Origin of the sequence: Leucobacter sp. UCMA 4100 (genome assembly GCF_027853335.1) — a bacterium.
Classification (GTDB): domain Bacteria; phylum Actinomycetota; class Actinomycetes; order Actinomycetales; family Microbacteriaceae; genus Leucobacter_A.
Window position 1 is genome coordinate 48,635 of the sequence record NZ_JAFEUS010000002.1, and the last position, 21,840, is coordinate 70,474.

The 21,840-nt window shown below is 61.1% G+C and carries 18 protein-coding genes and 2 tRNA genes; 4 read left to right on the forward strand and 16 right to left on the reverse strand.

The window, feature by feature from the left end; genetic code table 11:
- Genes JSO19_RS00450 through JSO19_RS00515 form a run of 14 tightly spaced genes read right to left on the reverse strand, consistent with a single transcriptional unit; the run spans nucleotide 1 to nucleotide 16,572 of the window.
- Nucleotides 1-399 (reverse strand): hypothetical protein, encoded by a 399-nt coding sequence (locus tag JSO19_RS00450; protein ID WP_096256314.1) that lies wholly within the window; start codon nucleotides 397-399, stop codon nucleotides 1-3.
- Complete coding sequence (locus tag JSO19_RS00455; RefSeq protein WP_270909088.1) at nucleotides 396-2,492, reverse strand: hypothetical protein; 2,097 nt, start codon at nucleotides 2,490-2,492, stop codon at nucleotides 396-398. Before JSO19_RS00455 ends, JSO19_RS00450 begins: the two co-directional genes overlap by 4 nt.
- Nucleotides 2,489-4,321 (reverse strand): hypothetical protein, encoded by a 1,833-nt coding sequence (locus JSO19_RS00460; protein WP_270909089.1) that lies wholly within the window; start codon nucleotides 4,319-4,321, stop codon nucleotides 2,489-2,491. Before JSO19_RS00460 ends, JSO19_RS00455 begins: the two co-directional genes overlap by 4 nt.
- A gap of 1 nt (nucleotide 4,322) precedes the next feature.
- Nucleotides 4,323-5,810: a site-specific integrase gene (locus tag JSO19_RS00465; protein WP_270909090.1), complete on the reverse strand. Its 1,488-nt coding sequence runs from the start codon at nucleotides 5,808-5,810 to the stop codon at nucleotides 4,323-4,325.
- Nucleotides 5,725-6,537, reverse strand: a complete 813-nt coding sequence (locus JSO19_RS00470) for a methyltransferase (RefSeq protein ID WP_270909091.1) — start codon at nucleotides 6,535-6,537, stop codon at nucleotides 5,725-5,727. The genes JSO19_RS00465 and JSO19_RS00470 overlap by 86 nt, the downstream gene beginning before the upstream one ends.
- 4 nt (nucleotides 6,538-6,541) lie before the next feature.
- Nucleotides 6,542-7,312, reverse strand: a complete 771-nt coding sequence (locus JSO19_RS00475) for an SDR family oxidoreductase (protein ID WP_270909092.1) — start codon at nucleotides 7,310-7,312, stop codon at nucleotides 6,542-6,544.
- 15 nt (nucleotides 7,313-7,327) lie between these two features.
- Complete coding sequence (lnt, locus tag JSO19_RS00480; RefSeq protein ID WP_270909093.1) at nucleotides 7,328-8,875, reverse strand: apolipoprotein N-acyltransferase; 1,548 nt, start codon at nucleotides 8,873-8,875, stop codon at nucleotides 7,328-7,330.
- A complete protein-coding gene (locus tag JSO19_RS00485) occupies nucleotides 8,872-11,070 on the reverse strand; it encodes a DEAD/DEAH box helicase (RefSeq protein WP_270909094.1) in 2,199 nt (732 codons plus the stop codon). Before JSO19_RS00485 ends, lnt begins: the two co-directional genes overlap by 4 nt.
- Nucleotides 11,067-11,819, reverse strand: coding sequence for a twin-arginine translocase subunit TatC (gene tatC / locus JSO19_RS00490; RefSeq protein WP_270909095.1), 753 nt, complete (start codon nucleotides 11,817-11,819; stop codon nucleotides 11,067-11,069). Before tatC ends, JSO19_RS00485 begins: the two co-directional genes overlap by 4 nt.
- 46 nt (nucleotides 11,820-11,865) lie before the next feature.
- A complete protein-coding gene (locus JSO19_RS00495; RefSeq protein WP_270909096.1) occupies nucleotides 11,866-12,870 on the reverse strand; it encodes a helix-turn-helix transcriptional regulator in 1,005 nt (334 codons plus the stop codon).
- Nucleotides 12,867-13,856 (reverse strand): helix-turn-helix transcriptional regulator, encoded by a 990-nt coding sequence (locus JSO19_RS00500; RefSeq protein ID WP_270909097.1) that lies wholly within the window; start codon nucleotides 13,854-13,856, stop codon nucleotides 12,867-12,869. Before JSO19_RS00500 ends, JSO19_RS00495 begins: the two co-directional genes overlap by 4 nt.
- Nucleotides 13,857-13,873: 17 nt before the next feature.
- Nucleotides 13,874-14,839 carry a peptidylprolyl isomerase gene (locus JSO19_RS00505; protein ID WP_270909098.1) on the reverse strand — a complete coding sequence of 322 codons (966 nt, stop codon included), beginning with the start codon at nucleotides 14,837-14,839 and terminating at the stop codon, nucleotides 13,874-13,876.
- A gap of 60 nt (nucleotides 14,840-14,899) precedes the next feature.
- Complete coding sequence (locus tag JSO19_RS00510; protein WP_270912075.1) at nucleotides 14,900-15,880, reverse strand: tRNA (adenine-N1)-methyltransferase; 981 nt, start codon at nucleotides 15,878-15,880, stop codon at nucleotides 14,900-14,902.
- A gap of 20 nt (nucleotides 15,881-15,900) precedes the next feature.
- Nucleotides 15,901-16,572: an HAD family hydrolase gene (locus tag JSO19_RS00515; RefSeq protein ID WP_270909099.1), complete on the reverse strand. Its 672-nt coding sequence runs from the start codon at nucleotides 16,570-16,572 to the stop codon at nucleotides 15,901-15,903.
- A 41-nt stretch (nucleotides 16,573-16,613) separates the two neighbouring features.
- Between JSO19_RS00515 and JSO19_RS00520 the strand changes: the two genes are divergently transcribed.
- Nucleotides 16,614-17,660 carry a proteasome assembly chaperone family protein gene (locus JSO19_RS00520; protein ID WP_270909100.1) on the forward strand — a complete coding sequence of 349 codons (1,047 nt, stop codon included), beginning with the start codon at nucleotides 16,614-16,616 and terminating at the stop codon, nucleotides 17,658-17,660.
- Here JSO19_RS00520 and mshC read toward each other — a convergent pair.
- Both mshC and JSO19_RS00530 read right to left on the reverse strand, forming a co-directional pair.
- The gene (mshC, locus tag JSO19_RS00525; protein ID WP_270909101.1) at nucleotides 17,657-18,925 is read right to left on the reverse strand and encodes a cysteine--1-D-myo-inosityl 2-amino-2-deoxy-alpha-D-glucopyranoside ligase; all 1,269 of its coding nucleotides are present in this window, start codon (nucleotides 18,923-18,925) and stop codon (nucleotides 17,657-17,659) included. The genes JSO19_RS00520 and mshC overlap by 4 nt on opposite strands.
- A gap of 77 nt (nucleotides 18,926-19,002) precedes the next feature.
- Nucleotides 19,003-20,322, reverse strand: coding sequence for a M20/M25/M40 family metallo-hydrolase (locus JSO19_RS00530; protein WP_270909102.1), 1,320 nt, complete (start codon nucleotides 20,320-20,322; stop codon nucleotides 19,003-19,005).
- A 105-nt stretch (nucleotides 20,323-20,427) separates the two neighbouring features.
- Between JSO19_RS00530 and JSO19_RS00535 the strand changes: the two genes are divergently transcribed.
- The 3 genes from JSO19_RS00535 (at nucleotide 20,428) to JSO19_RS00545 (ending at nucleotide 21,801) form a co-directional block, all read left to right on the forward strand.
- Nucleotides 20,428-20,514 (forward strand) — tRNA-Leu (locus tag JSO19_RS00535).
- A 636-nt stretch (nucleotides 20,515-21,150) separates the two neighbouring features.
- Nucleotides 21,151-21,237: transfer RNA gene (locus JSO19_RS00540), tRNA-Leu, on the forward strand.
- A 96-nt stretch (nucleotides 21,238-21,333) separates the two neighbouring features.
- Nucleotides 21,334-21,801, forward strand: a complete 468-nt coding sequence (locus JSO19_RS00545; protein WP_270909103.1) for a hypothetical protein — start codon at nucleotides 21,334-21,336, stop codon at nucleotides 21,799-21,801.
- Nucleotides 21,802-21,840: the final 39 nt, after the last annotated feature.

The window sequence follows — 21,840 nt, forward strand, 5'->3', positions numbered from 1 at the left end:
TCAGCTACCGTCTTTCGGCCGCCGGATGCCAACCACCTTGGACTTGTCCGTCCTACCATGCTGTTGCTCCAGTGACAGCACGTTGATAACACGCTCCAGCTGCTGCCGGTCGTTGGTCAGCTCGCGGATCTCTGCTCTGAGCCGCGTGATCGTCTCGTCGCGTTCTTTGAGCTGTTCGCGTAGCTTGACCACCACGGCAGGTTCGCCGCCAGTGAGCTCCATGCGGACCTTGAACTCGTCTTGCAGGTCGGTGAACTTGTGGGTCAGCAGCCAGCGTTTGACCCCGGCTTCGTTCGCGAGTGACTTGATGGTGAGCTTGCCGTCTGAGCGCAGTGGCTTCCCCTCGACCAGCCTGGTCATGGCATCACGGATTGCCTGGCGCTGAGTTTCGTCAGTCATAGCTCCACCCCTGTTTCATCGTGGGCCTGTACCAGTGCCTCCAGCAAGCTGACGCGCTGCTTCGAACGCTCACGCAATGGCAATGGCACCGCCTCGGATTCTGCTTCCCGCTTGGACTCGTCAATCAGCTGCTGGATGCGTTCGATGTGCTCATCGGTCCGCGCAATGTTGGCACACCGTGAGTCGCAGGCTGTCGCGTCCGGGCTCTGCCCTACAGACGTGCTCACTTTCCGGTCTGGGTGGCACAGGGCCTTGGCGGGGTCGTAACAGCAGGCGAGAATCTGCGGCCCGTTGTCGTAGATACGCAATGCCGGATTCCGCATCAAGGATGCGGCTTGTTTAGCGTTCATGACCTTGCCAGAGTACACATCCCGGTATTCTTCCACCGCACGCTTGTACCGTTCGGCAGCAGGTCCGCTGACGTGGCTCCCGTTGTCAGCGGCATCCACTGCACGGGCCAGCCCATCTGACACGCTCAGGGCTTCCTCCATGGGAAACAGATCGCGTAACCCTGCCGATACCCTGGAACCGTAGCCATCAGTGGTGTAGCTGTGCAGATGCCCGTACTGGACACCCAACGCGACCCGGCCACCTGGCAGTCGGTAGATGAACCAGGCCAGGGTACGCCGGAACCGACGGAGGACAACCAGGCCGGCCGGGTCTTCTGGGATGATTTCGTGTTCGCGTTCCAGCCGCTCGGCCTGCTCGTTGCACCAGTCGATGAGCCAGCCGACATTCGCCTTAGCACTCTGGTTACTGACGCTGGTTCCTCTTGTTGCTGAAGGCCTAGATATGACGTTAAATTCGCTCTGCGGGAAGAGCAATTCTTGACCGTGCAGTCGTTCAGCAATATGAATAGCATGAGCGACAGGTCCGATCACAGTCCACGGAACCTCTCGGGTCTTGCCTCCAGGAATGAGATTCCCATGCTCATTAGTAGCGGATTTGAAAGTCTGACCCTCGATACGGAAACTCGTCGATCCGTCGTCGTCTGTGATTTCCGTGCAGCATCCTCGTTTGAGCGCTCTGACTTCTTCACCTCTCATCCCGCTCAGATAGCAGACGACCACTAAGCAGGCAGTAAGCACCAGCCGCTTCAGGCGGGTAGCTTCGTAGTAGTCGATTGAATCAGTCCATGGTTTGCCGTCGATAGTTCCCATCGGCTTGTAGGGCAGTGGAGCAGAGGCTTCGTTGGATACCTCGTATTTGTGGTGAATCCCTTTCAGGGCGAACTGGGGTACGCCTAGTGTCGCGGAGAGGTATTCAGCTGCTACAGCTGTGCTTCTTCCTTGCCGTCGATTCCTTACGATCGTTGCTGGTAACTTCTGTCCAGTTAGCTGGAGTTCTCGGATATATGAATTGATGATTTCCAACCCGTTCGATGGCTGTTCCTTGGGGATTGAGGACTTCATCTTGTCTCGCACCGAGGAGGCTTCGATGACATCGGTGGACAGATCGTTGACCAGTCGTTGACACCAGATCAACAGTGGCGACATGGTGGCTGGATGAATTGGCTCAGTCTTGTTTTCCGCAGTCCAGTCAGAGGCCCCCACGATGTCTTCGAGGTTTCCCAGCCGCTCCCAGGGCGGGGACACAAGTCGGTAGTGGGCAGGCAGAAATGGACTAAGCAACCAGACGCGGCTCACCGCCAGTAACTGCCGCCGCTTGGGGTTGTAGGAGACCTTGCTGTCAGCAATGAGATCCGCGTACTGGTCCAGCGCTTCCGGGGTCAGATCCGACAGGTTCCGTTCTTTACTAAACTCAAACCATCTCAGGAACGGTAATATGTCGTGGTAGGTTGTCCGCACGCTCTGCACCGATAACCGGCTGCGAATCGAATGCTTGCGGTTCATCTGGTTAATTGGCGTTTCCTCATTCAGAAGCAACCAGAGGAAATGCTTACAAAAGTCCCTAGTCCTAGGTGGCACGTTCGCAAAATGAAAGTTGATCAATGGGGCCGTTGACTTCTGCCGGCTGACATCAAGCGTCCACACGCCGTCGCTAAAGACCGAGTCTGACAGCTCCGGATGGACTTTCGTGTGCCCCTGGATAGGCAAACGTTGGGCGACCTCAGCGTGCCTTTGCGTAGTCATGCGTCTAGCTCCCTTCCGATGAGTCGAGAAATCAAATCCTCAGTTTCCGTTGTCTTCTGCAACCGTGCTCCAGCGATCTCTGCCTTGGTGGCAAGCCGAGACAAGAGGTTCCGCAGCCTTGCCTGGTGCATTGCAAACTCCCGGTTCCACCGCTCTTCGCTGACCGTGGACGAGATGGACTGCAAGGCATCAAATAGCACCACAAGCTGGGGCAAGTGCCGTGGAGTGGCAACAGCGTTGTCACAGCCGAGGCACATCATGAAGGAAGCCGCACAGGCACCGTTCTGGTCTGTATCGAAGGGGCTGTGGAAGAAGTCAGTGCAGGCGGCAGTAGCCGTATCCAGTGCCCCGTTGAGCAGCGACTGGGCTGCCTCCTGGCCGATACCCAGCCGTGCGGACAGCGCTTCCACATGGGCTCCGTCCGCCGGCAGCTCTTGTGTGGTGACGGTGCGGATTTCGACAAACCTCTGTGCGTGCTGGAGAGCTTCTTGCTGCCCTTGCAAGAGCACCGGTACCGCTTGCTTGACAGTCGCTGGCTCGGACCGCCGGTAGATTTCCTCGCTTACCGTCTCGGAGTTCTGCCGGCTCCTCTGGCTGTGTACCTGCTCGGTCAGCCGGAGACGGCGAAGATTCAGGTGAAGTGGAGTACCGTCGTCACCGAGCACTGGAGCCAGCTTCTCCAAGGACTTCACAAAGTAACCGCTCGTTGACCAGTCCGTAATGAAAATCCCGGAAGGATGCCTGGTCGTGTGTGTGCCCAAAGCAATAAGCAACTGGTTTGTGGGGAACCCTAATTGCTCAAGTGTGTAGCGAGCTGGCTGGGTCATCCGAATAGCCCGCTCCATGAGACGGGATTCGTTTCCCGCGAAGTTGCTGGTGAAATACCTTTTGGCTGGACCACGCCGGGGTTTGTCCAAATGGGCCGTATACACCGATCCGCTGGACTTGATGGGGATCCCAGACGCCAACTCGGGAACTTCCATGCCGAACACTACCGACGAGTTGTAACCCCGCTCGCAAATGAACAGCACTACCAGGGCCAAGATTTCCGCAGGACTTGGAAACAGCAAATTCCTCGACCGTTGATGAGGTTCAAGACCGAAGTGCTCTTTCAAACCTGAATGGTGCGGAAACTTCTCCATGACCTTCGGTATCTCACCGGTGGTCAGCAGATGGTCAAGAATCTGGCCTTTGCTCCAATCCTTCCATCTCGCCCTATACGGTTTATCCTCAGGATCTTCTACTCCGTTCCAGTAGTCGATCAGGGTCTTCACGTTGGACGTAATGCGCTTCTCAGCCTCCATCACGTAGCCCGTATACACACGCTTGATCCGGGCAAACTCTTCACGGGAATAGGCGTTGTAATCACGGGACTTTGGCTTCGGTGCCCTGGTTCGTAGCACCAGTTGGGTAGCCTCGGGAAGACCTTCAACGTCAGCAAGCAAGGATCTGCTCAGATTGATCTGTCCTGGCCATTTCACCCGGCTCTCAAGGTCGGCACGCCAGGAATTCCAGACCTCCGGTGTAATGCCCTCAATGCTCTCTACATCTGGGTGATTTGCTTCCACGAACTTCAGGAATGTACCAATCACGCTCTGCCCTGCCGCGCAGCTTCCAGCACGCCTCCAGCGCCCACCCGAGCTGGTGGCTTTGATGAACGCAAGGATCAGAGACTGCCGAAGCGTCCCGACTAATGGGTACCGGCTGAAGTCGAAAGAACCCAGCGACTCACCGTTCTCACCAACAACAGTAACCACAGTTTCTTTGCTGTCCGTCCTCTTCGGGCGACGATACGCCTCGGACGGAAACTCAGCTCTGAGTCGTGGCATGCTAACGAACTCCCTTGTTGACTAGAGGTGAGGACAGGATTTCTCTGGACAGTACAGCCGAGAAGTCGTGCTCGTCGTTTTCGCCGGCGTTGAGGAACAAGTCAACCTGCAATCCCTGGACCGGTTCCAAGTACACTTGCCTGGTTATTTCGACGTTCACATGACCGAGCATGGTCTGTACCAGAACCCATGGGTCTCCAAAGAGCATCCGGTACTCGCGCCGTTCCTCCGGCGTGATGCCAAGCCGGGTATCGGTGGCGTGGATGAGCGACACCAGCATTCTCAAAGCGAATGAGTGACGCAGCATGTGCGGAGTGCAGGCTATCGGAACCGACTGGGACCGACAGCGTTGTGAAGCTGTACTGAACACCATCTCCCAGGTCATGTACTTCATCGGCAGACCCGATTCAGCCAGCCAGACCATTGCTGGCTCAAGCCCCGCATCGCCTTGGATGAACAGGCGTTCGCGTTCTTCGGCGTAGAGGTCGTCCAGCGAGCAAGCGGTCACGCGGCCGTTGTCATCGATGAGCTTGGCTCGGCGGTTTGCGTCCACGGACTGAAGCACCAGTTTGCCAGAAAGATTGTCGTACCGCCCCTCCTTCTGGGCCCGTGAAACAGCTTCTGCGCGAGTGGTCAACTTGTAGGCCCCGAGGCCTTGCAAGGCTGCCCTCGACACCCAGAAGTTACGACCTCGGCCTTTCGCCACTGCGGTCGCCAGCCGCGCCTGGTGGAAGTTCGTACGTTCTTGGAGTGCAGGGACCTCGCACCACAGCAGCGTTGCGCCTTCACGGAGCCGGAGCCCGGAATCCCAGAGCAGGTCGGCGAAACAGATGTTGCGGTCTTCGTTCCTCCCGCGCCAGTTGTGCCTCTGCCGGCCTTCCAAGTTGTAGCCGGACAAACCAACATGCTTCCACTGGCGGTAGGCCTCGGGGGTGAGCCACTTGACCCGGTTGTTCCGGGCGTTCTTGGGCATCAGCGGTACAGATACACCGGCCCGGTTCGAGGAGCTGTCATCAGTGAACGTTTGAATGGGAGAGATGCGGATGGTGCCGCGTCTAGCGTGCCACTCGTAGAATCGGCGGCAGGCTGCAAGCTCTCTGCTGAATTTGGCCCCAGAGATCCTGGAGGGATTCCGTTCATCGCGGCGACGCCAGTATTCGTAATCTTCAAATAGTTCGACTGTGCATTCTCGCCAGCCAATGTGCTGGCTGTACAGGAAGTTGAAGTGTGTGCGCAGATCCTTGGCGTAGGAAACTTGTGTCGCGCGGGATAGACGGCGGAACGACCGGTCGTGCAGATAGGCACTAACATCTAGGTCCGGGTAGCCATCGGGCTTGAGGAGGAAGAGCTCGTCGTTGCGAAGCCCCGCTTCCTCTTCTCGCTGGGCGAGATTCAGGAAATCTTCAGGCAGCCAGCTGGAAGGAGTGTCTGGTCGGCGTGGCCGGGCGCTGCGTAGTCTCCATCCGGCAATCTCGTCGTTGCTCGTCATGGCAGCACCCTACACCCCAACACGGACATTTTGGAGGGAAGGGCGGGTTGGTGACCACGAGATCGAAGGTTTCGCCCGCGACCGGGTCGAAGAGATCGCCGAGGCGTACCTCGATGTTTTCGACCTCATTGAGCACCGCATTAGCGCGAGCAAACATGATGGCACGCTCTGAGACGTCGGTTGCGACGACTTGGTCTGCGTGCTGAGCCACAATGAGGGCCACGACTCCGCAACCGGTACCGATTTCAAGCGCACTGGCAACGGCATGGTGCGGGATGGCTTCAATGAGCGAGCGAGTCGCCCCACCAACGCCCATGACGTGATCGGGACGAGCTTCGGCCTGTCGCAGATGGTCGTCGAGATCGGAAAGAATAAACCACGACCCGAAGGGTGTGAGGCTCACGGCAGCACGTACGGTCGAATCGTTGCGACCGGTGCTCACAAGCCCGAGCGTCTCAGCTCCCTCGAGACCGAGCGAAGAGAAAGCCTCTGAAGCTTCAGTGCGCGACACGTCGAGCCCAAGCGCGAATAACCTCATGAGCGTGAGCGTCGCGGCATCGATCTGCCCCGCGTGCTCGCGATCAGCGAGTTCGCGCTGCGCAGGAAAAACGATTCCCCTGCGCAGCGCGTCGCGAGCGTCGGCAGCGACGAACGCTTCAAACTGTTCAGCCGTGTATGAAGACCGCAGAAGGTCTTCGCGAAGACGGTTCAGCGCTGCTGGCTGCACGAGGCTACTTCGCGACGGGAGCGAAGCCCGAGACGTCACCGACGTAGCGGGTGTTGTTCTCGGCGATGGGCTCGACCGCCGCGAGAGCGACCTCGGCGGCGAACTCAGCGACGTTGTACAGCTTGCCGGCCGACTCGCGGCGCTCTGAGATCGCACCGGGGTTCGAACGCTCGAGCAGGGTCGCGGTGATCGTGCCCTCAATCATGTCACCTGAGACGACAACGAACTCAATGCCGCGCTCGGCGAGGCCCGGGATTCGCTCGCGCAGAGCGTCTTCACCGGCACGTTTCGAGAGCGCTACTGGTTCGTACTCGGGCATCGTTGGGGTCGTGTGAATGAAGTGTGCCTGGTGGCTCGTGACGAACACAACGCGTGAGCCCTCGTGCATGAGCGGTAGCGCCGCGTCGAGCATGGCGAGCTGTGCATCACGGTTGAGCTTGAGCGCGTAGTCTTCAGCCATGCCGCCCTCCATGCCTCCGGAGGCGTTGAGCACGAGCACATCGAGCTGGCCGTACTGGGCCTTGACCTCGGCCATCATGCCGCCAACCGATTCAGGGTCAGTGAGGTCGGCACCGATCACGAGTGCCTCGACGCCTTTCTCACGAAGGCTGCTCGCGAGCTTCTCGGCGCGCGCAGCCTTGTTGCGGTAGTTGATAACGACGTTCGCGCCAGCCTCGGCAAAGTATGTGGTCGTGTCGGCGCCGATGCCACGCGATGAACCGGTTACAAGAACGTTTTTACCGGCGAGCTGGCCAGGCGCGAGAGGGTTAGTCACAGTTGTCTCCTGAGGTTATTTCGAATTCTTCAATCGTATCAGCGTGCATGCCAGCGAGAGCATGCCAAGGGTGATGAACAGGCCAGCGATGGGTGTGCCGAGCCGCACGGCGGGGGTCGTGCCAGTCACGAGAGGCACTGCGGCTTCCATGGCACCGGGTTGCCAAGGCTCAACCGATGCCAGAACGCTGCCGTCGGGCGCGATGATCTCGCTCGTTGCAACGGTCGAGATATTCACGACGGCGCGTCCCGTCTCTACGGCACGCAACCGTGCAATAAATACCTGTTGCTCGCTCTGATCAGTCGTGCCGAAATCGGCGTTGTTCGTTTGCGCGAAGATGACCTGGGCCCCCTCGCCCACCATCATGCGCGCCATGTCGTCAAAAACAATGTCAAAGCAGATTGCGATGCCCGCCTGCAATGAGCCCACTGGCAGTACCGTTTCGGTTGCGCCGTGCTGGTACTCGAGCTGCACCATATCGACGAGGTCGGGAACGATCGCGTGATAAAACGCACGGTTGGGCATGTACTCGGCGAAGGGAACGGGGTGACGCTTGTCAAAGCGCGGCATCGCTCTCGAATCGGGTTCAACGACGAGCGACGAGTTCGTGTAGGTGCGCTCGCTTTGCGGCCCCTCACCGAGAATTGTTCCAGCAACAATAGGCGCATCGGCAAGGCGAGCAAGAGCGCGCACGCGCTGGAGGTTGCGCGGGTTGTCGATGAGCCCGTATTCGGCGCTGTTTTCTGGCCATACAACCGCGTCAACCGGCGTGTTCGAGGTCTCGAGCCAACGCTGTGTCTCACGAATGTGGTCGGCGATGACGTCGCCGTTCTCACGGTCGTCGAACACGCCAGAGCGAGAATTGCCCTGAATGCCCACGATGCGGGCGGTATCGGTCACCTCAAGCGCGGCTGGCGGCACGAACGATGCCGCACCAATGGTAGCCGCCACGGCCACGAGAGCCACGGGAGCATGGAACACGCGCGGACGCGCAAAAAAGACGGCAACGGGAACCGCCATGAACATCACGATGAGCCCCGTGAGCCCGGCAAAGCCTACGTATGAGACGAGTGAGAGCAACGGCCCCTCAGCCTGGGTGTGTGCGAGTCGACCCCAGGCGAAGCCGCCGTACGGGAACGTCGACTGAACGCCTTCGCGAGCGACCCAAAGACCGGCAACGCTCACCACCTGCAGCGTCACCGTCATGAGCACGCTAAAGCCACGTTGCGAAAGACTACTCGTGACCCGCGAGATCGCTCCGCCCATGAGCACGAACCAGAGCACCATCGCACCGCTCAGCGCCGCCCAGGGAATAAGCCCCAAGTACAGTGTGAGCCAATCGATGAGCGGCAGCCACAGGGCCGCCCCAGCAATAAGACCGAGCCAGAGCCCATGGCGACCCTTCTGGTTCCAGAGGGCGGCAAGAGTCGCGAGTACCCCGGCGAAGGCGCTGATCCACAGCGAATGGCCCGGGTAAGAGAGCATGATGAGCAGCCCTCCCGCAGCCGCGAGCGGCGCGGCAAAGATGAGCGGTACCCGGCGAAGGGTGGGCTTTTCGGTCACGCCGTGGCCTTTGACGAAGCGATGATGCCCCTATCGATGAGGTTTCTGGCTTCGCGTGCGCGCTCTGCGAGCGGGTGGTCGAGGCCTGCAATCTGATCGAGCAGGTCGATGGTCTGTTTCGTCACGCGAACCATGTCACCAGGGATCAGGTGGGTGCGCTCGAGCGTTTCTTCCATCGTGCGGCCTGAGGCCCACACGTGCATGGCCTGCATGAGGCCTGGGTGTGGCCGCTCTTTGAGGGGCAGGTGATGCTGTTCTTCGAGCCCGTCGAGCCTCGCCCAGTGATCGAGCGTGTCGGCATAGGCATTGCGCAGGGCCTCGCCGGGAATGCGCGGCTCCCACCCCTCGTCTTCGCGTCGCGGCTCGTACACGACGCCCGCGGCGAGTGAGGCAAGCTGTGGCGGTGTGAGTGCGTTCCACACGCCATAGCGCAGGCACTCGGCAACGAGCAGGTCGCGCTCGCCATAGAGCCGACGCAGCAGCTCGCCGTGCTGCGTCGGCTTCAGTGTTTCGCCCGTGTCGTCGAGATAGCCGAGACTCTCGAGCACGAGGGTCACGCGGTCGAATACCCGCGCAATCGTGCTCGTTCGACGGCTGACCTGGCGCACCTTGCGGTCGGTCTCGCGCTTGAGCTTCGCGTAGCGGCGCTTCCACCGTTCGCGATCGGCTCCCTTGGCCCGTTGCATCGCCCGCTCGTAGCCCGCGAGCGACTTCTGCTGGTCCTGCGCCTCTTGCGCGAGCGTCACCATGTCTTTGTCGGCCTGGAACTGCGCGAACGATCGCTCGAGCGTCTCGCGTACCTGTTCGACGGTGTCGCGTTCGAGCAGGTTGACGGCCATGTTGTAGGTGGGCCGAAAGCTCGACTTCAGCGGGTAGAGGCGCTTCGACGCGAGGCCCGCGATGACGTCGAGGTCTTGCCTGCTCTCCCACGAGATGATCGCGTGGCCCTCGGTATCGATGCCACGTCGGCCAGCGCGGCCCGTGAGCTGCGTGTACTCACCCGGCGTGAGCGGAACACGCGTCTCGCCGTTGAACTTATCGAGCTGCTCGATCGTGACGCTCTTCGCCGGCATGTTGATACCGAGCGCGAGGGTCTCGGTCGCAAAGACGAGCTTCACGAGCCGCGACTGGAAAAGCGTTTCGACGATCGACTTAAACTGCGGGATGAGCCCGGCGTGGTGCGCCGCGACGCCACGCTCAAGGCCCGAGAGCCAGGCGTTGTATCCGAGAACCGAGAGGTCGTCGCGCGAAAAGCCACGTAGCTCATGCTTGACGATGCGGCGGATCGCGTCGCGCTCCTCCTTCGTCGTGAGCCTCACGCCGTCTTGCAGGCAGCGCATGACCGCCATGTCGCAACCTTTGCGGCTGAAGATGAAGACGATGCCCGGCAAGAGTTTTGCCTCGTCGAGCATGTGGGCGAGTCTGCCGTGCTGAATGCGGTTGCGTCTCGTGAAGCTACCCCGGCCTCCCCCACGTCGATCGCTTTCGCTGCCACGCTCCATGCGCACGAGCTCACGGTTGAGTTTGCCGCGCTGTGCGAGCTCGCCATCGCGGTCGACAAAGAGCGGGTACATCGTGTCTTTGACCATGACGTGCTGAAAGAGCGGAACGGGCCGGTGCTCAGAAACGATGACCTCGGTGTTGCCGCGCACGGTGTGCAGCCAGTCACCAAACTCCTCGGCGTTCGAGACCGTCGCCGAGAGTGAGACGAGCTTCACGTGCGGGGGCAGGTGCAAAATGACCTCTTCCCAAACCGCGCCACGAAAACGGTCGGCGAGGTAGTGCACCTCATCGAGAATCACGTATGCGAGATCGTCGAGGTCTTTCGAGCCCTCGTAAATCATGTTGCGCAGCACCTCGGTCGTCATGACCGTGATGGGCGCGTTGCCACGAAGGTTCGTGTCTCCCGTGAGCAGGCCTACCTCGTCGTCGCCGTACTCGGCGCGAAGCTCATGAAACTTCTGGTTCGAGAGCGCCTTAATTGGGGCCGTGTAGAACACGCGCCCCTGTTCCCTGCCCCGAGCGAGCCAGATCGCGAACTCGGCGATGGTCGTCTTCCCGGCGCCGGTCGGTGCTGCGACGAGCACGCTCTTGCCGCGGTCGAGTGACTCGCAGGCGGCGAGCTGAAACGCATCGAGCGGGTACTTCAGTCGTTCTTGGAACTCGGTGAGGTCGTGGCTCAGTGGCTCAGTCATAGGTCGTACTCGGCAAACTCTTCGGTCATGCGTTTCTCGTGCCTTCGATCGTGAATGTACGCGATCAACGCTGCAATGAAGTACAGCAAGATCATGGGAACCGCGAGCAAGAACATGCTCACGAGGTCAGCAGCTGGCGTCGTGATACCAGCGAAGAGAATGATCGCGAGAATGGCGACTCGCCAGGATTTAATGATCGACTTGGCCGAAAACACGCCGATGAAGTTGAGAAGCACGATAAACACGGGCATAACGAAGCCGATACCCACCGCGAGCATGAGTTTGAAGGCGAGGTCAAGGTACGAGCGCGCCGTCAGCAGTGCAGGGTCTTCGGCGGGTGCGAAGCTGATGAGCAGGCGCACAATGTTCGGGAACACGAGCCAGCCCGCGTAAATGCCGGCGAGAAAGAGCGGAATGGCCGAGCCGAAGAAACCCACGGTGTAGAGCTTCTCGCGCTTCGTAAGGCCTGGAGCAAAGAAGGCCCAGATCTGGTAGAGCCATACGGGCGAGGCAATGATGACCGCGATGAAGAGCGCGATCTGCACCTGCAGATCAAAGGCGCTCGTCACATCGCCGTAGTTGATCGCGGCGAGCCTTCCGGTCGATTCCTCAATATCTTTGATCGGCCGGCGCAGCACGTCCCAGACATACATCTTGAGGAACCAGCCAGCGATCAGGCCCACCATGATCGCGATCGCCGAAATGAGCAGCCGTTTGCGAAGCTCTAAAAAGTGCTCGGCAAGGCTCATGCGGGCTTCCCCGCGCCCCCTTTTTCGTTTCGTTTTGGCCACCGGTTTAGTGTACCGAATCTTTTGCCGTGCCAGCCTGAGGCCACGCTCCGCCTGCGGCACGAGCAACCTGGGTGGCCCAGTCGGCGACGAGTCTGCGCAGCTGCGGAGGCTGCGTGAGTTCAATGAGGCCTGGAGCAAGGCTCACAAGCGTAATCGCCCTTGCTTCGTGCATGAGTGACACTCGTACGCGTGCCCTGCCGTCGGCTTCGGTGCCGAGCATCTCGGGATCCCACGGGGTCAGTCGATACAGCACGGTTTCATCGACGAGCACCTCGGCCTCGATTCCAGCCTCGGTCGCCTCGCGTGTGAGGCCTTCGTGCTCGATCGGGTGTGTCTGCGGCGCCTCGAGCACTTCAAGCCCCATCGCGAGGTCGACCCGGAATGTGCGCATGGCTTCTCGGTCGTGACACCAACCCTCGAAGCACCAGGCGCCCTGCAGCTGAAACAGTCGGTGCACGTCGATGATGCGTTCAGAAGCGACATCGTTTGCGCCGCGGTACGAAAACGCGAGCTGCTTACCAGCCACGATCGCTTCGTCGGCGACCGCGAGTCGATCAGCAAGCGGATCATCGCCGGTGCTCACCGAGAGCGTCGTCGGCTCTGCGGTGGTTGCGAGCCGCAGTTTCTCCTCGGCAGATTTGGCGATTTCTCGTTGCTCAGGCGTCAGCAGTGCTTTCATCGAGTGCAAGCCGGCAAGAATCGCAGACGCCTGAGTCGAGGTAAACCGTGGCGTTCCATCAACACCGACGACGTGCTTCAGATGCACAATACCGTCGAGTTCAAGAGCGTCCCAGTCAAGGTCATAGAGGTCCTGGTGCTGGTAGGTCGCCGATTCACCGGGTATCCCGGCGGTGCCGATGAACTCGACGAGTCTCCGTACCTGCTTTTCGGATACGCCGAAGTGCTGCGCGAGGTCGCCGAGCTCGGTCGGACCGTTCGCCCTGAGGTATGCGATGAGGTTCAGCAACAGCGAAACCTTCTCTGGAGTCGTCCAGGCGGTGGTCGTCACGATGCGCTCCCCTCGTGGAGCGTGGCGACCGCTGCCGCGAGCCGGCGCACATGGTCGATGAGTGCGCTCGGTTCGAGAACGGTCACGTCGGCTCCATAACCGATGAGTTCTTCGGCGAGAGCGACGTAGTCGAGCGTGGTGAGGGTGAGCGAGCCGGTAGCGTCGTCGCGCCGCACGGCACGGGCACTCAGCGCATGGTCGGCCCGTGACCCTGGCGTCACGACGAGCGTTGCTTCTCGTGACGCCTCGAGCTCTGCGAGTTCGCGCTCAACGGCGGAAGCGCCCTCGCCGAGCGCCTCGTCAAAGGAGCTCGGCAGTATGGTGATCTCGCCCACGATCCGCGAAAGGAGGAAGGTACGGTAGTCATCACGATCGTGGTCGTAAGCGATGAGGTGCCATCGGCGGTCGGCGCGGTGCAGCCGCAGCGGTGCCACGGTTCTCCGCTTCCCTGCTTCGCCGGGCTTGCGGTACTCGAAGGCGATGTCTCGCCCGGCGACCATCGCCTCACGAACGCCTGCAACCGAGGGCTCGGCGATCGTGAGCACCGGGCCAACCGTTACCGGTTCGTTCACGAGCGGGCCCGAGAGTGAGCCCAGCTTCATGATCGCCCTGCGAGACTCAACGCTCAGGCTGCCCTCCTGCCACACGAGGGCAGCAGCGTTGAGCATGCGAAGCTCATCATCGCTGAAGGTGAGCGTCTCAGGAACCTGCAGCACCTGTTTGCGTATGCGATAGTGCGTTTCTTGGTTATTACCGCTCGAGTCGTAGGGTGTGAACGTTTCGAGCGGAATCCCGAGTTCGCGAAGCTGATCTTTGTCTCGCTCGAACTTTCGTTCAAGCGAAGCGTTGCCGCCACCCCGCCGGTAGCTCTCAGCGTAGCCGTACACCGTCGAGAGTAACGCCTGTTTCGTCGATCCGCGATCGCCCGTGGTTAAGAGGGCGAGAATCAGACTCAACACACGCTGTTCAGCGCTTGCCTCAGCCACGAAAACGCACTCCTTGACTAGACCCCTGAGAGAATATCGACGACGTAAATGGTTGCGCCGTACTCGTCATCGGGAACGATAACGACCACCTGTGAGCCAACCTTTGCACCGGTCAACGCCGCGCGAACGGGCTCCTGGTTTTGCGCTTCCGAGCCGATCTCAACCGGCCCCTGCTCGGCGAAGGTGTTGATGAGCGGGGTACGAGTGCGCGATCCGCCCTCATCACGCCAGCCGTCCCACGTCACCTGCATCATGTTGACGACGGCCGAGGTCTCTGCGGTGATCTCGTCACCGTCACCCTCGATGCGAGTCGCCTTGCGCACCTCGGTCGGCGCTTCTGCTGGGGTCGCGATAACGCCGGGCTGACCGTCTTCGTTCGAGACGACCCCGGGGAATCCAGCCGGTAGGTCTTTCGCCTTGCCATCGAGCGCGATGGGCTGAACGTCGTGCACGTCAACGACCACGGCGTACGCCGCGTCGGGGTTGCCTGACTGGCCAGGCTGGCCTCCCGAGAGCATCTCGGCCTCTTCGGGCGAGAGCGTCAGCACGACACGATCGCCAGGGGCGGCACAGATGAGGCCGCCGGGCAGTACCGCCTGCTCGGCGTCGGGCACAACCGCCATGAGTTCATACCCGCGGTCATCGGTAAATGACTGGCTCTTCATGAGTGGTTCGGGGTTGCCCGCCTCGAACACGGCGTAATTAATCGATACGAACGACGGCTCGGTGATCGCATTCTCGCGGTTCGCAGCCTTCTGCACTGTGTACGACTGTGCCGAACTGTAGGTGAAGCCCTCGGGAACGTTCACCACCGGGTCAGAGCCGAAATCGCCAAGCACCGAAACGTTCTTCGACAGAGCGCCCGAGGCATACGGGGCCTCACAGGTTTCGGCGGCCGAGGCCTGCTGCGAGCAGCCGGTAAGCAAGCCAGCCCCGAGAAGGGCGGCCCCTGCGAGGGCGATCTGAGCCTTGGTGGTACGCATGAAATCCTTTCGAGCCGCGACTCGCGCGTCAGTGGTGAACCGCTTCATATTCTATGTCACTCATTCAGGTAGATTGCTGAGCTTGGCATCGCGAATGCGTCCCGCCTCACGGGCCTTTTTGCGAAGAATCTTGTCGCTTTTCTCGCGCTGCCCAATGTGCCCCGGGGTCCAGGCCTCAACGTCTTCATCACTGAAGTCGCTCTTCGAGGCGCGACGCTTGAGATCTGGCAGAACCGCGCCGTCGGCGAGGCGCCGCGCGGTGACCAGAAAACCAGTGTGACCGACCATGCGGTGGTCGGGGCGCACCGCGAGTCCCTCGACGTGCCAACCGCGCACGAGGGTTTCTGAGGGCTTCGGGTGCGTGAATCGGCCCGTCGCGCGAATCTCTTCAACGACCCGCGAGAGCTGCGTCACAGTCGCCACGTAGCAAATGATGACCCCGCCGGGCTTCAGCGCGTCGGCCGCCATGTCGATGCACTCCCAGGGGGCGAGCATGTCGAGCACGACGCGATCGACGCTTCCTGCGGCGCAGGTCGCGGGCAGCGCCGCCTGTAGGTCGCCGACCGTGACGGTCCAGTTCTCGGGGTCTTTGCCGTGAAAGGCCGCCACGTTTGCGGTCGCAATGTCTGCGAACTCTTCACGCCGCTCGAACGAGAACAACGACCCTTCATCGCCAATCGCGCGCAACAGATGCAGCGACAGCGCGCCCGAACCAACGCCAGCCTCAACAACGGTTGCGCCGGGAAAGATATCGCAGAGCGAAACGATTTGAGCAGCGTCTTTCGGGTACACGATCGCGGCACCACGCGGCATTGACATGACGAAGTCGCTCAGCAGTGGCCGCAACGCGAGATACTCTTCGCCAGCAGAGTTCGTGATGACCGATCCGTCTGGCAAGCCTATGATCTCGTCGTGACTCAGCATGCCGTGGTGGCTGTGAAACGCGCCCCCTGCCTCAAGCGTCACGGTGTTCATGCGCCCCTTCGGGCCGGTGAGTTGCACTCTGTCGCCCTCGGTAAACGGCCCGCTCATCTGCGGCATTGCGGTTGTCGCCTGCTCAGTCAATTCGTTCCCTTCGTCTGAAACAGTGTAACGACCTTGCAGGCATCGAGCGCTTCGAGCGACTTCACGGTGTGGTGAACCGGTGCGTCGCTGAGATCAACCAGGTTGGGAACGCCGATCACAAAAGCCCCTGCCCTGCTCGCCGACATCGCTCCGGTCACTGAGTCTTCGATCGCAACGCACTGCGAAGGCTCGAGCCCCAGAAGCGCCGCGCCACGTTCGTAGGGCTCAGGGTGAGGCTTCGGCTCGGTAACGTCATCACCCGCGATGATGCCCGAGAAGGTGCCCTCTGGCAGCCGAGCAATCACCTGGGTCGCCTGCTCGCGGGTCGCCATGGTGACGAGCACGTTCGGAATGCCCTCACGCGCGGCGTCGGCGGCGAGTTCCCGGGCGCCGGGCATCCAGTCGAGCTCACCGGCGAAGAGTTCGGCGTTCACCGCCGCGGTGAGCGTGCGCACGATGGTGTCAGCATCGAGATCGACCCCGCGCTCTTGGAAAATCGCGGCCAGCTTCCAGAGCCCAATGCCGACCCAGTCATCGTCATCGCTCGGATGCTTCTTCGCACCCCAGGCGTTCAGGAGTTCGTGCTCGGCACGAACCCAGGCGGGCTCGGTGTTCACTATCGTGCCGTCCATATCCCAAAGAATCGCGGCGGGTGCGTCAAGAGTCATTGCTCAGATGATACCGCCAACCGAGGGGGTAGTCTTGAATGATGGACATTTCTGAGAACTCGGCAAGCGACGACCCTCGCATTCTCGTCGTCGCGTTCAATGGGTGGAGCGATGCTGGTAATGCCGCGACCCACGCGCTGAAGCATCTCCAGTCCTATCTCAAGCTTGAGCCCGTGCACACCATTAGTGCCGAGGGCTATATTGACCTGCAAATGTACCGCCCCACCGTCACGAAGCTCCCCACGGGAGAGCGCATGATTGAGTGGCCCGATGCGCAGCTTTTTGCTCCGCTCGTACAGCCCGAGAAGAACCCGCAGCTGCCAGAAACCGAGCAACCCTTGGCGGATCCCGCGACCGAGCCTGTCTCGCCCACCGAGGCCGACGACGCGAACTCCGTCCCAGCGACAGTCACGAATCTGCAGGGTGTTCCCGTCAACAACATTTTCTTGCTCGACGCGACCGAACCCGCGCACCACTGGCTCAGCTACGCTGACGAAGTGCTTGAGCTCATCGATGTGTGGCAAATCGACCTCGTTGTCTTCCTCGGCTCGATGTTCTCTGATGCGCCGCACACGCGCCCGATTCAGGTTCGCGTGACCAGCGAAGATCCCGAGATCCGCTCAGAATTCGAAGCCGAAGACAACAACTACGAGGGGCCCATCGGCATTACCGGGGTGCTCAATCACCACCTCACGGCGGCAGACATTCCGAGCGTTTCGCTCTGGGCCCAGGTGCCGCATTACGTGCACAGCGCGCCTTCACCCAAGGCGACGCTCGCAATTATCGACCGTTGCGAAGAGCTCCTCGACATCGTCGTGCCTCGCGGCGAACTGCTCGACGAGGCCAGCACCTGGGAAGACAGCATTAACCATCTCGCGAGCCAAGACGACGAGATGACCCGGTACATTGAGCGGCTCGAAGAGGCACGCGACAGTGTCGAAGGCCCCGGATCGACCGGTGAAGCGATCGCGCACGAGTTCGAAAAGTTTTTGCAGCTGCCCCACGACGAGCCAGGCGATGACCAGCGTTCAGCCGATCACCGCGACAAGCCCGACGAGGGCAGCGAAGGCGACGACTCAGACCGCTAGCGGCCCTGGCTCGCTTCGAGCGGGCGCACCGTGACCCCGAGCAACGCTTCGGTCGCGTCGGCGAGCAACTGCGGCTCATCGACACCGCGATCCCACGCAGCGTCGAGCGTCGCGAGCATGACGGGCGTGTTGAGGTCGTTCGCGATCTCCTGGCGCAGCTGGTTGACGACGGTCTTCGCCGAAACCGGATCGTCGCTCTGCCTGCTAAAGCCCGTCTGCCATGCAGCGATGCGGCGCTTCGCGAGATCGAGATCGGCGTCAAACCACTCCCACTCGGTGCGGTAGTGATGGGCAAGCAAGGCGAGGCGCAGCACACCGGGGGCGACTCCCGAGTCGAGCAACTCAGAAACGAAGACGAGGTTGCCACGCGACTTCGACATCTTGTGGCCCTGGTATGAGACGAGGGCGACGTGACAGTAGTGGTGCGCCATGGGCATGTTCGTGAGCGCGGTCGCGTGCGCTGCGCTGAACTCGTGGTGCGGGAACCTCAGGTCTTCGCCACCGCCCTGCACGGTGAACGCCGAACCGAGCGCCGAAACCGCGATCTCAGAGCATTCGACGTGCCAACCGGGTCGCCCCTCGCCCACGACGGTCTCCCAGCTCGGCTCGCCCTCGCGCTTGCCGCGCCAGAGCAGCGGATCGAGCGGATCGCGCTTGCCCGCGCGCTCTGGATCGCCGCCTCGCTCCTTCGAGAGCAAAAGCATAAGGTCGCGGTCGTACTGCGAGATGTCGCCGAGCTGCCACTCAGACGAGCCAGAGGCCTTTTGCGTGTCGAAGTAGATGTCGGCCGCGCCGTCGGGCGAGGGCACCTTGTACGCGAAGCCCAGCTGGTGCAGCTTGTGCACGGCTTCGGCGATCTCGTCGATGCGCTCGGTGACCGCGACGAAGTGCTCGGGCGGAATCATGCCGAGACGGTGCATGTCAGAGCGGTACAGCGCAATCTGGTTTGCCGCGAGGTCGCGCCAGTCGACCCCGGTCGCGTTTGCGCGCTCAAGCAGCGGATCGTCGACGTCAGTAATGTTTTGCGCGTACTCGGTACGCACGCCGCCGTCGAGCCATGCTCGCTGCATGAGGTCGAACGCGAGGTAGGTGAAAGCATGACCAATGTGCGTCGCGTCGTACGGGGTGATGCCGCATACGTACAGCGTCGCGACTCCCTCTTCGACCGAGACGAACTGTTGTTTATTCGTGGCCGTGTTGAACAGTTTCAGGGTTGGGGCGTTGCCCAGAACCTCTGGAATCTCGGGGGGCGTCCACGTTCTCATTTCGTCCTAGCTTCCCTTCACACACGTAAGCCCGCGGAGGCGCGGGCGGCAAACCTTTACCCTACCGCAGGCGCTGCTTAATAAGTCTTGAGCAAGTCGACGAGCACGCTGTGCCCAAAGTCGATGGCCTCGAGCGGCACTCGCTCGTCAACACCGTGGAACATACCGGGAAAATCGAGGTCAGCGGGGAGCTTCAACGGGGCAAACCCAAAGCCGCGAATGCCGAGCCTGCTGAGCGCCTTATTATCGGTGCCGCCAGAGAGCAGGTACGGGAGCACCCTCGCTTCGGGGTCATACTTTTTCAGGCTCGCGATCATCGCGTCAACGAGCTCGCCCTCGAACGGAACCTCGAGGCCAACATCGCTGTGCACCGTCTCAATCTCGATGTCGGGCCCGACAATCTCTTGAATCTTCGCGAGAATCGTCGGCTGATCCTTCGGCAGTGAGCGCACATCAACGAGCGCCTCAGCCGTGTCGGGAATGACGTTGTGCTTGTAGCCGGCGTCGAGCACCGTCGCGTTCGCGGTCGTCGTGATGCTCGAACGCAAGAAGCCCGAGCCGAGCCCCGCCCGGGCCACGAGCTCGCGCGGATCGGTGTCGGCTGGCGCGCCCACGAGGTCGGCGATGCGCTCGAGCAGATCGCTCGTCGTATCGCAGAGCGCGATCGGCCACTCGTGTCGGCCGAGGCGAACGAGCCCCTCGGCAAGCTTGGTGAGAGGGTTATCGGCTGGAATGCTTGAGCCGTGCTGTGCCAGCCCACGGGCGCGCAACTTGATCCAGTCGAGTGACTTCTCACCCGTTTGCACGAGGTACGCGCGCGTGTCGCCGAAGTGAACCGAGTAACCTCCGACCTCGCTAATCGCGGTGCCCGCTCCCTCAAAGAGCTCGGGGTGCTTTGAGACGAGGTAGTGCGCGCCAAAAATGCCACCGTTCTCTTCGTCGGCGAAGAACGCCAAGATGATGGTGCGGTGTGGCCGCTCGCCAGCCCGCAAGAGCTCGGCGATCGCGGTCATGATCATCGCATCCATGTTCTTCATGTCGACCGCACCGCGCCCCCACAGCATGCCGTCACGAATAACCCCGGCAAAAGGATCAACGCTCCAGTTCGCCGCGTCGGCCGGAACCACGTCGAGGTGACCGTGCAACACGAGCGCCGGCAGCTCGGGGTTCTCGCCCTCGACTCGCGCCACGACGCTCGCACGCCCTGGCGCCGACTCGATCGTTACGGGGTCGAGCCCCAGATCGCGCAGGTAGGCACTGACGTATTCGGCTGCCGGGGCCTCGGGCTCGGCGTCTCCCCCACCCCTATTCGAGGTGTCTATCATGATGAGATCACGGGCGATACGCACCGTTTCTGAGAGAGAATCAAGCGGCACATCGGTGAGCGTTTCAGTCATAAAACCAGGCTAGCTGAAATCGATGTGCTTCTCGATTAGCGCGGCGCTCAAATCTGTGTTAACTTATTCTCTGTTGCCTGAACGGCCAGGCAGCGAACATTACTCGCGCGGGTGGCGGAATTGGTAGACGCGCTAGCTTGAGGTGCTAGTGCCCATATATAGGGCGTGGGGGTTCAAGTCCCCCTTCGCGCACGTGAGTCAATAACCCTCGGTCTTCGGACCGGGGGTTATTTTATTGTGTGGCCGCGCGCTTTGCGCTCCGTGCCCAGTCCCTGCCCCTCTGAAACGCGCGGCTGCCCTCGTTTCGCGTGCCCCGACGCATTTCTCGCGCTTTCCGGCCCCCGCGCACCCCGCGCACCCACCGTGTGGTCACTTTCCGTCATCGTGTGGTCAAAAAGTGTCGAAACCACCACCCCAAATCGACACTTTTTGACCACACAGCGACGTGTAGGGCGTCGTCGAACCGGAATCGCGTCACATCGAACCGGAATCGCGGCGATAACGCGGTGCAACAGAGGCGACAGTGGTGACACGGATGGCGAAGGTGCCTGCACAAGCCACAAGCCACATGCACGACGCCGGTTCCGCAGATGACGAAAGCGACACCACACCACACGCCCCGACGCGCGCGAACACTCAGCACGGCGAAACGACGAAACGCCCAGGTCAGCGCCCCACCGAAACACTCTGACCGGCCGAAAACCACGCACTCCCACGCGCAACGAGCACACTTTCTTTTCGCGCGACACGGTGTGTTGTTTTTTCGCGGGCGATTTGCGTGTAAGATAAATACCTGTTGCCCGGATGATCTGGCAACACACATTACTCGCGCGGGTGGCGGAATTGGTAGACGCGCTAGCTTGAGGTGCTAGTGCCCATATATAGGGCGTGGGGGTTCAAGTCCCCCTTCGCGCACGCGAGTGAACAGCCCCTGGTCTTCGGATCAGGGGCTGTTCTGTTTCTATTGGCACTGCTCCCGCAGCTCCACACACCGCTGCTAGGGTCACAACCATGAAGCTCTGGGCGAGATACTGGAACACCGTCATCGCAGGCTTCACCATTGCCCTTACCCTCGGCCTCATCATCCAACTCTGTTTCGCCGACCTAGTGGTCCTCGAGAGCAACGGCTGGGTTCCGCTCGTAACGACCGCTTTCTTCATATCTGTCGTCCTGTGGGCATGCGCAACGGCGGGAGCCTTCATCGCGCTGTACTCACGCGACAGACACCTCGCCCTCTCCTCCGATGACCGGGTGCGCATCGCCTCGCTTGGAGCAGCCCTCGGAGTGTTCGCTCCGTGGCTTGCCCTGGCGCTCGTTTCAGGCTGGGCGGCCATCCTCGCAATCGCGTTCGGCGTCGGCAGTTCGGTCGCCGCACTCGTTGTGACCATCTTCCTCGTCTCGCTCGCCGAGCGCGAGGCAAACGCGACCAACGACGCCAACGACGCCAACGACGCCAACGACGCCAACGACCGAGCATAGCCCGGCGATCACTTGCGCAGCGGATCACGCGGCACGATC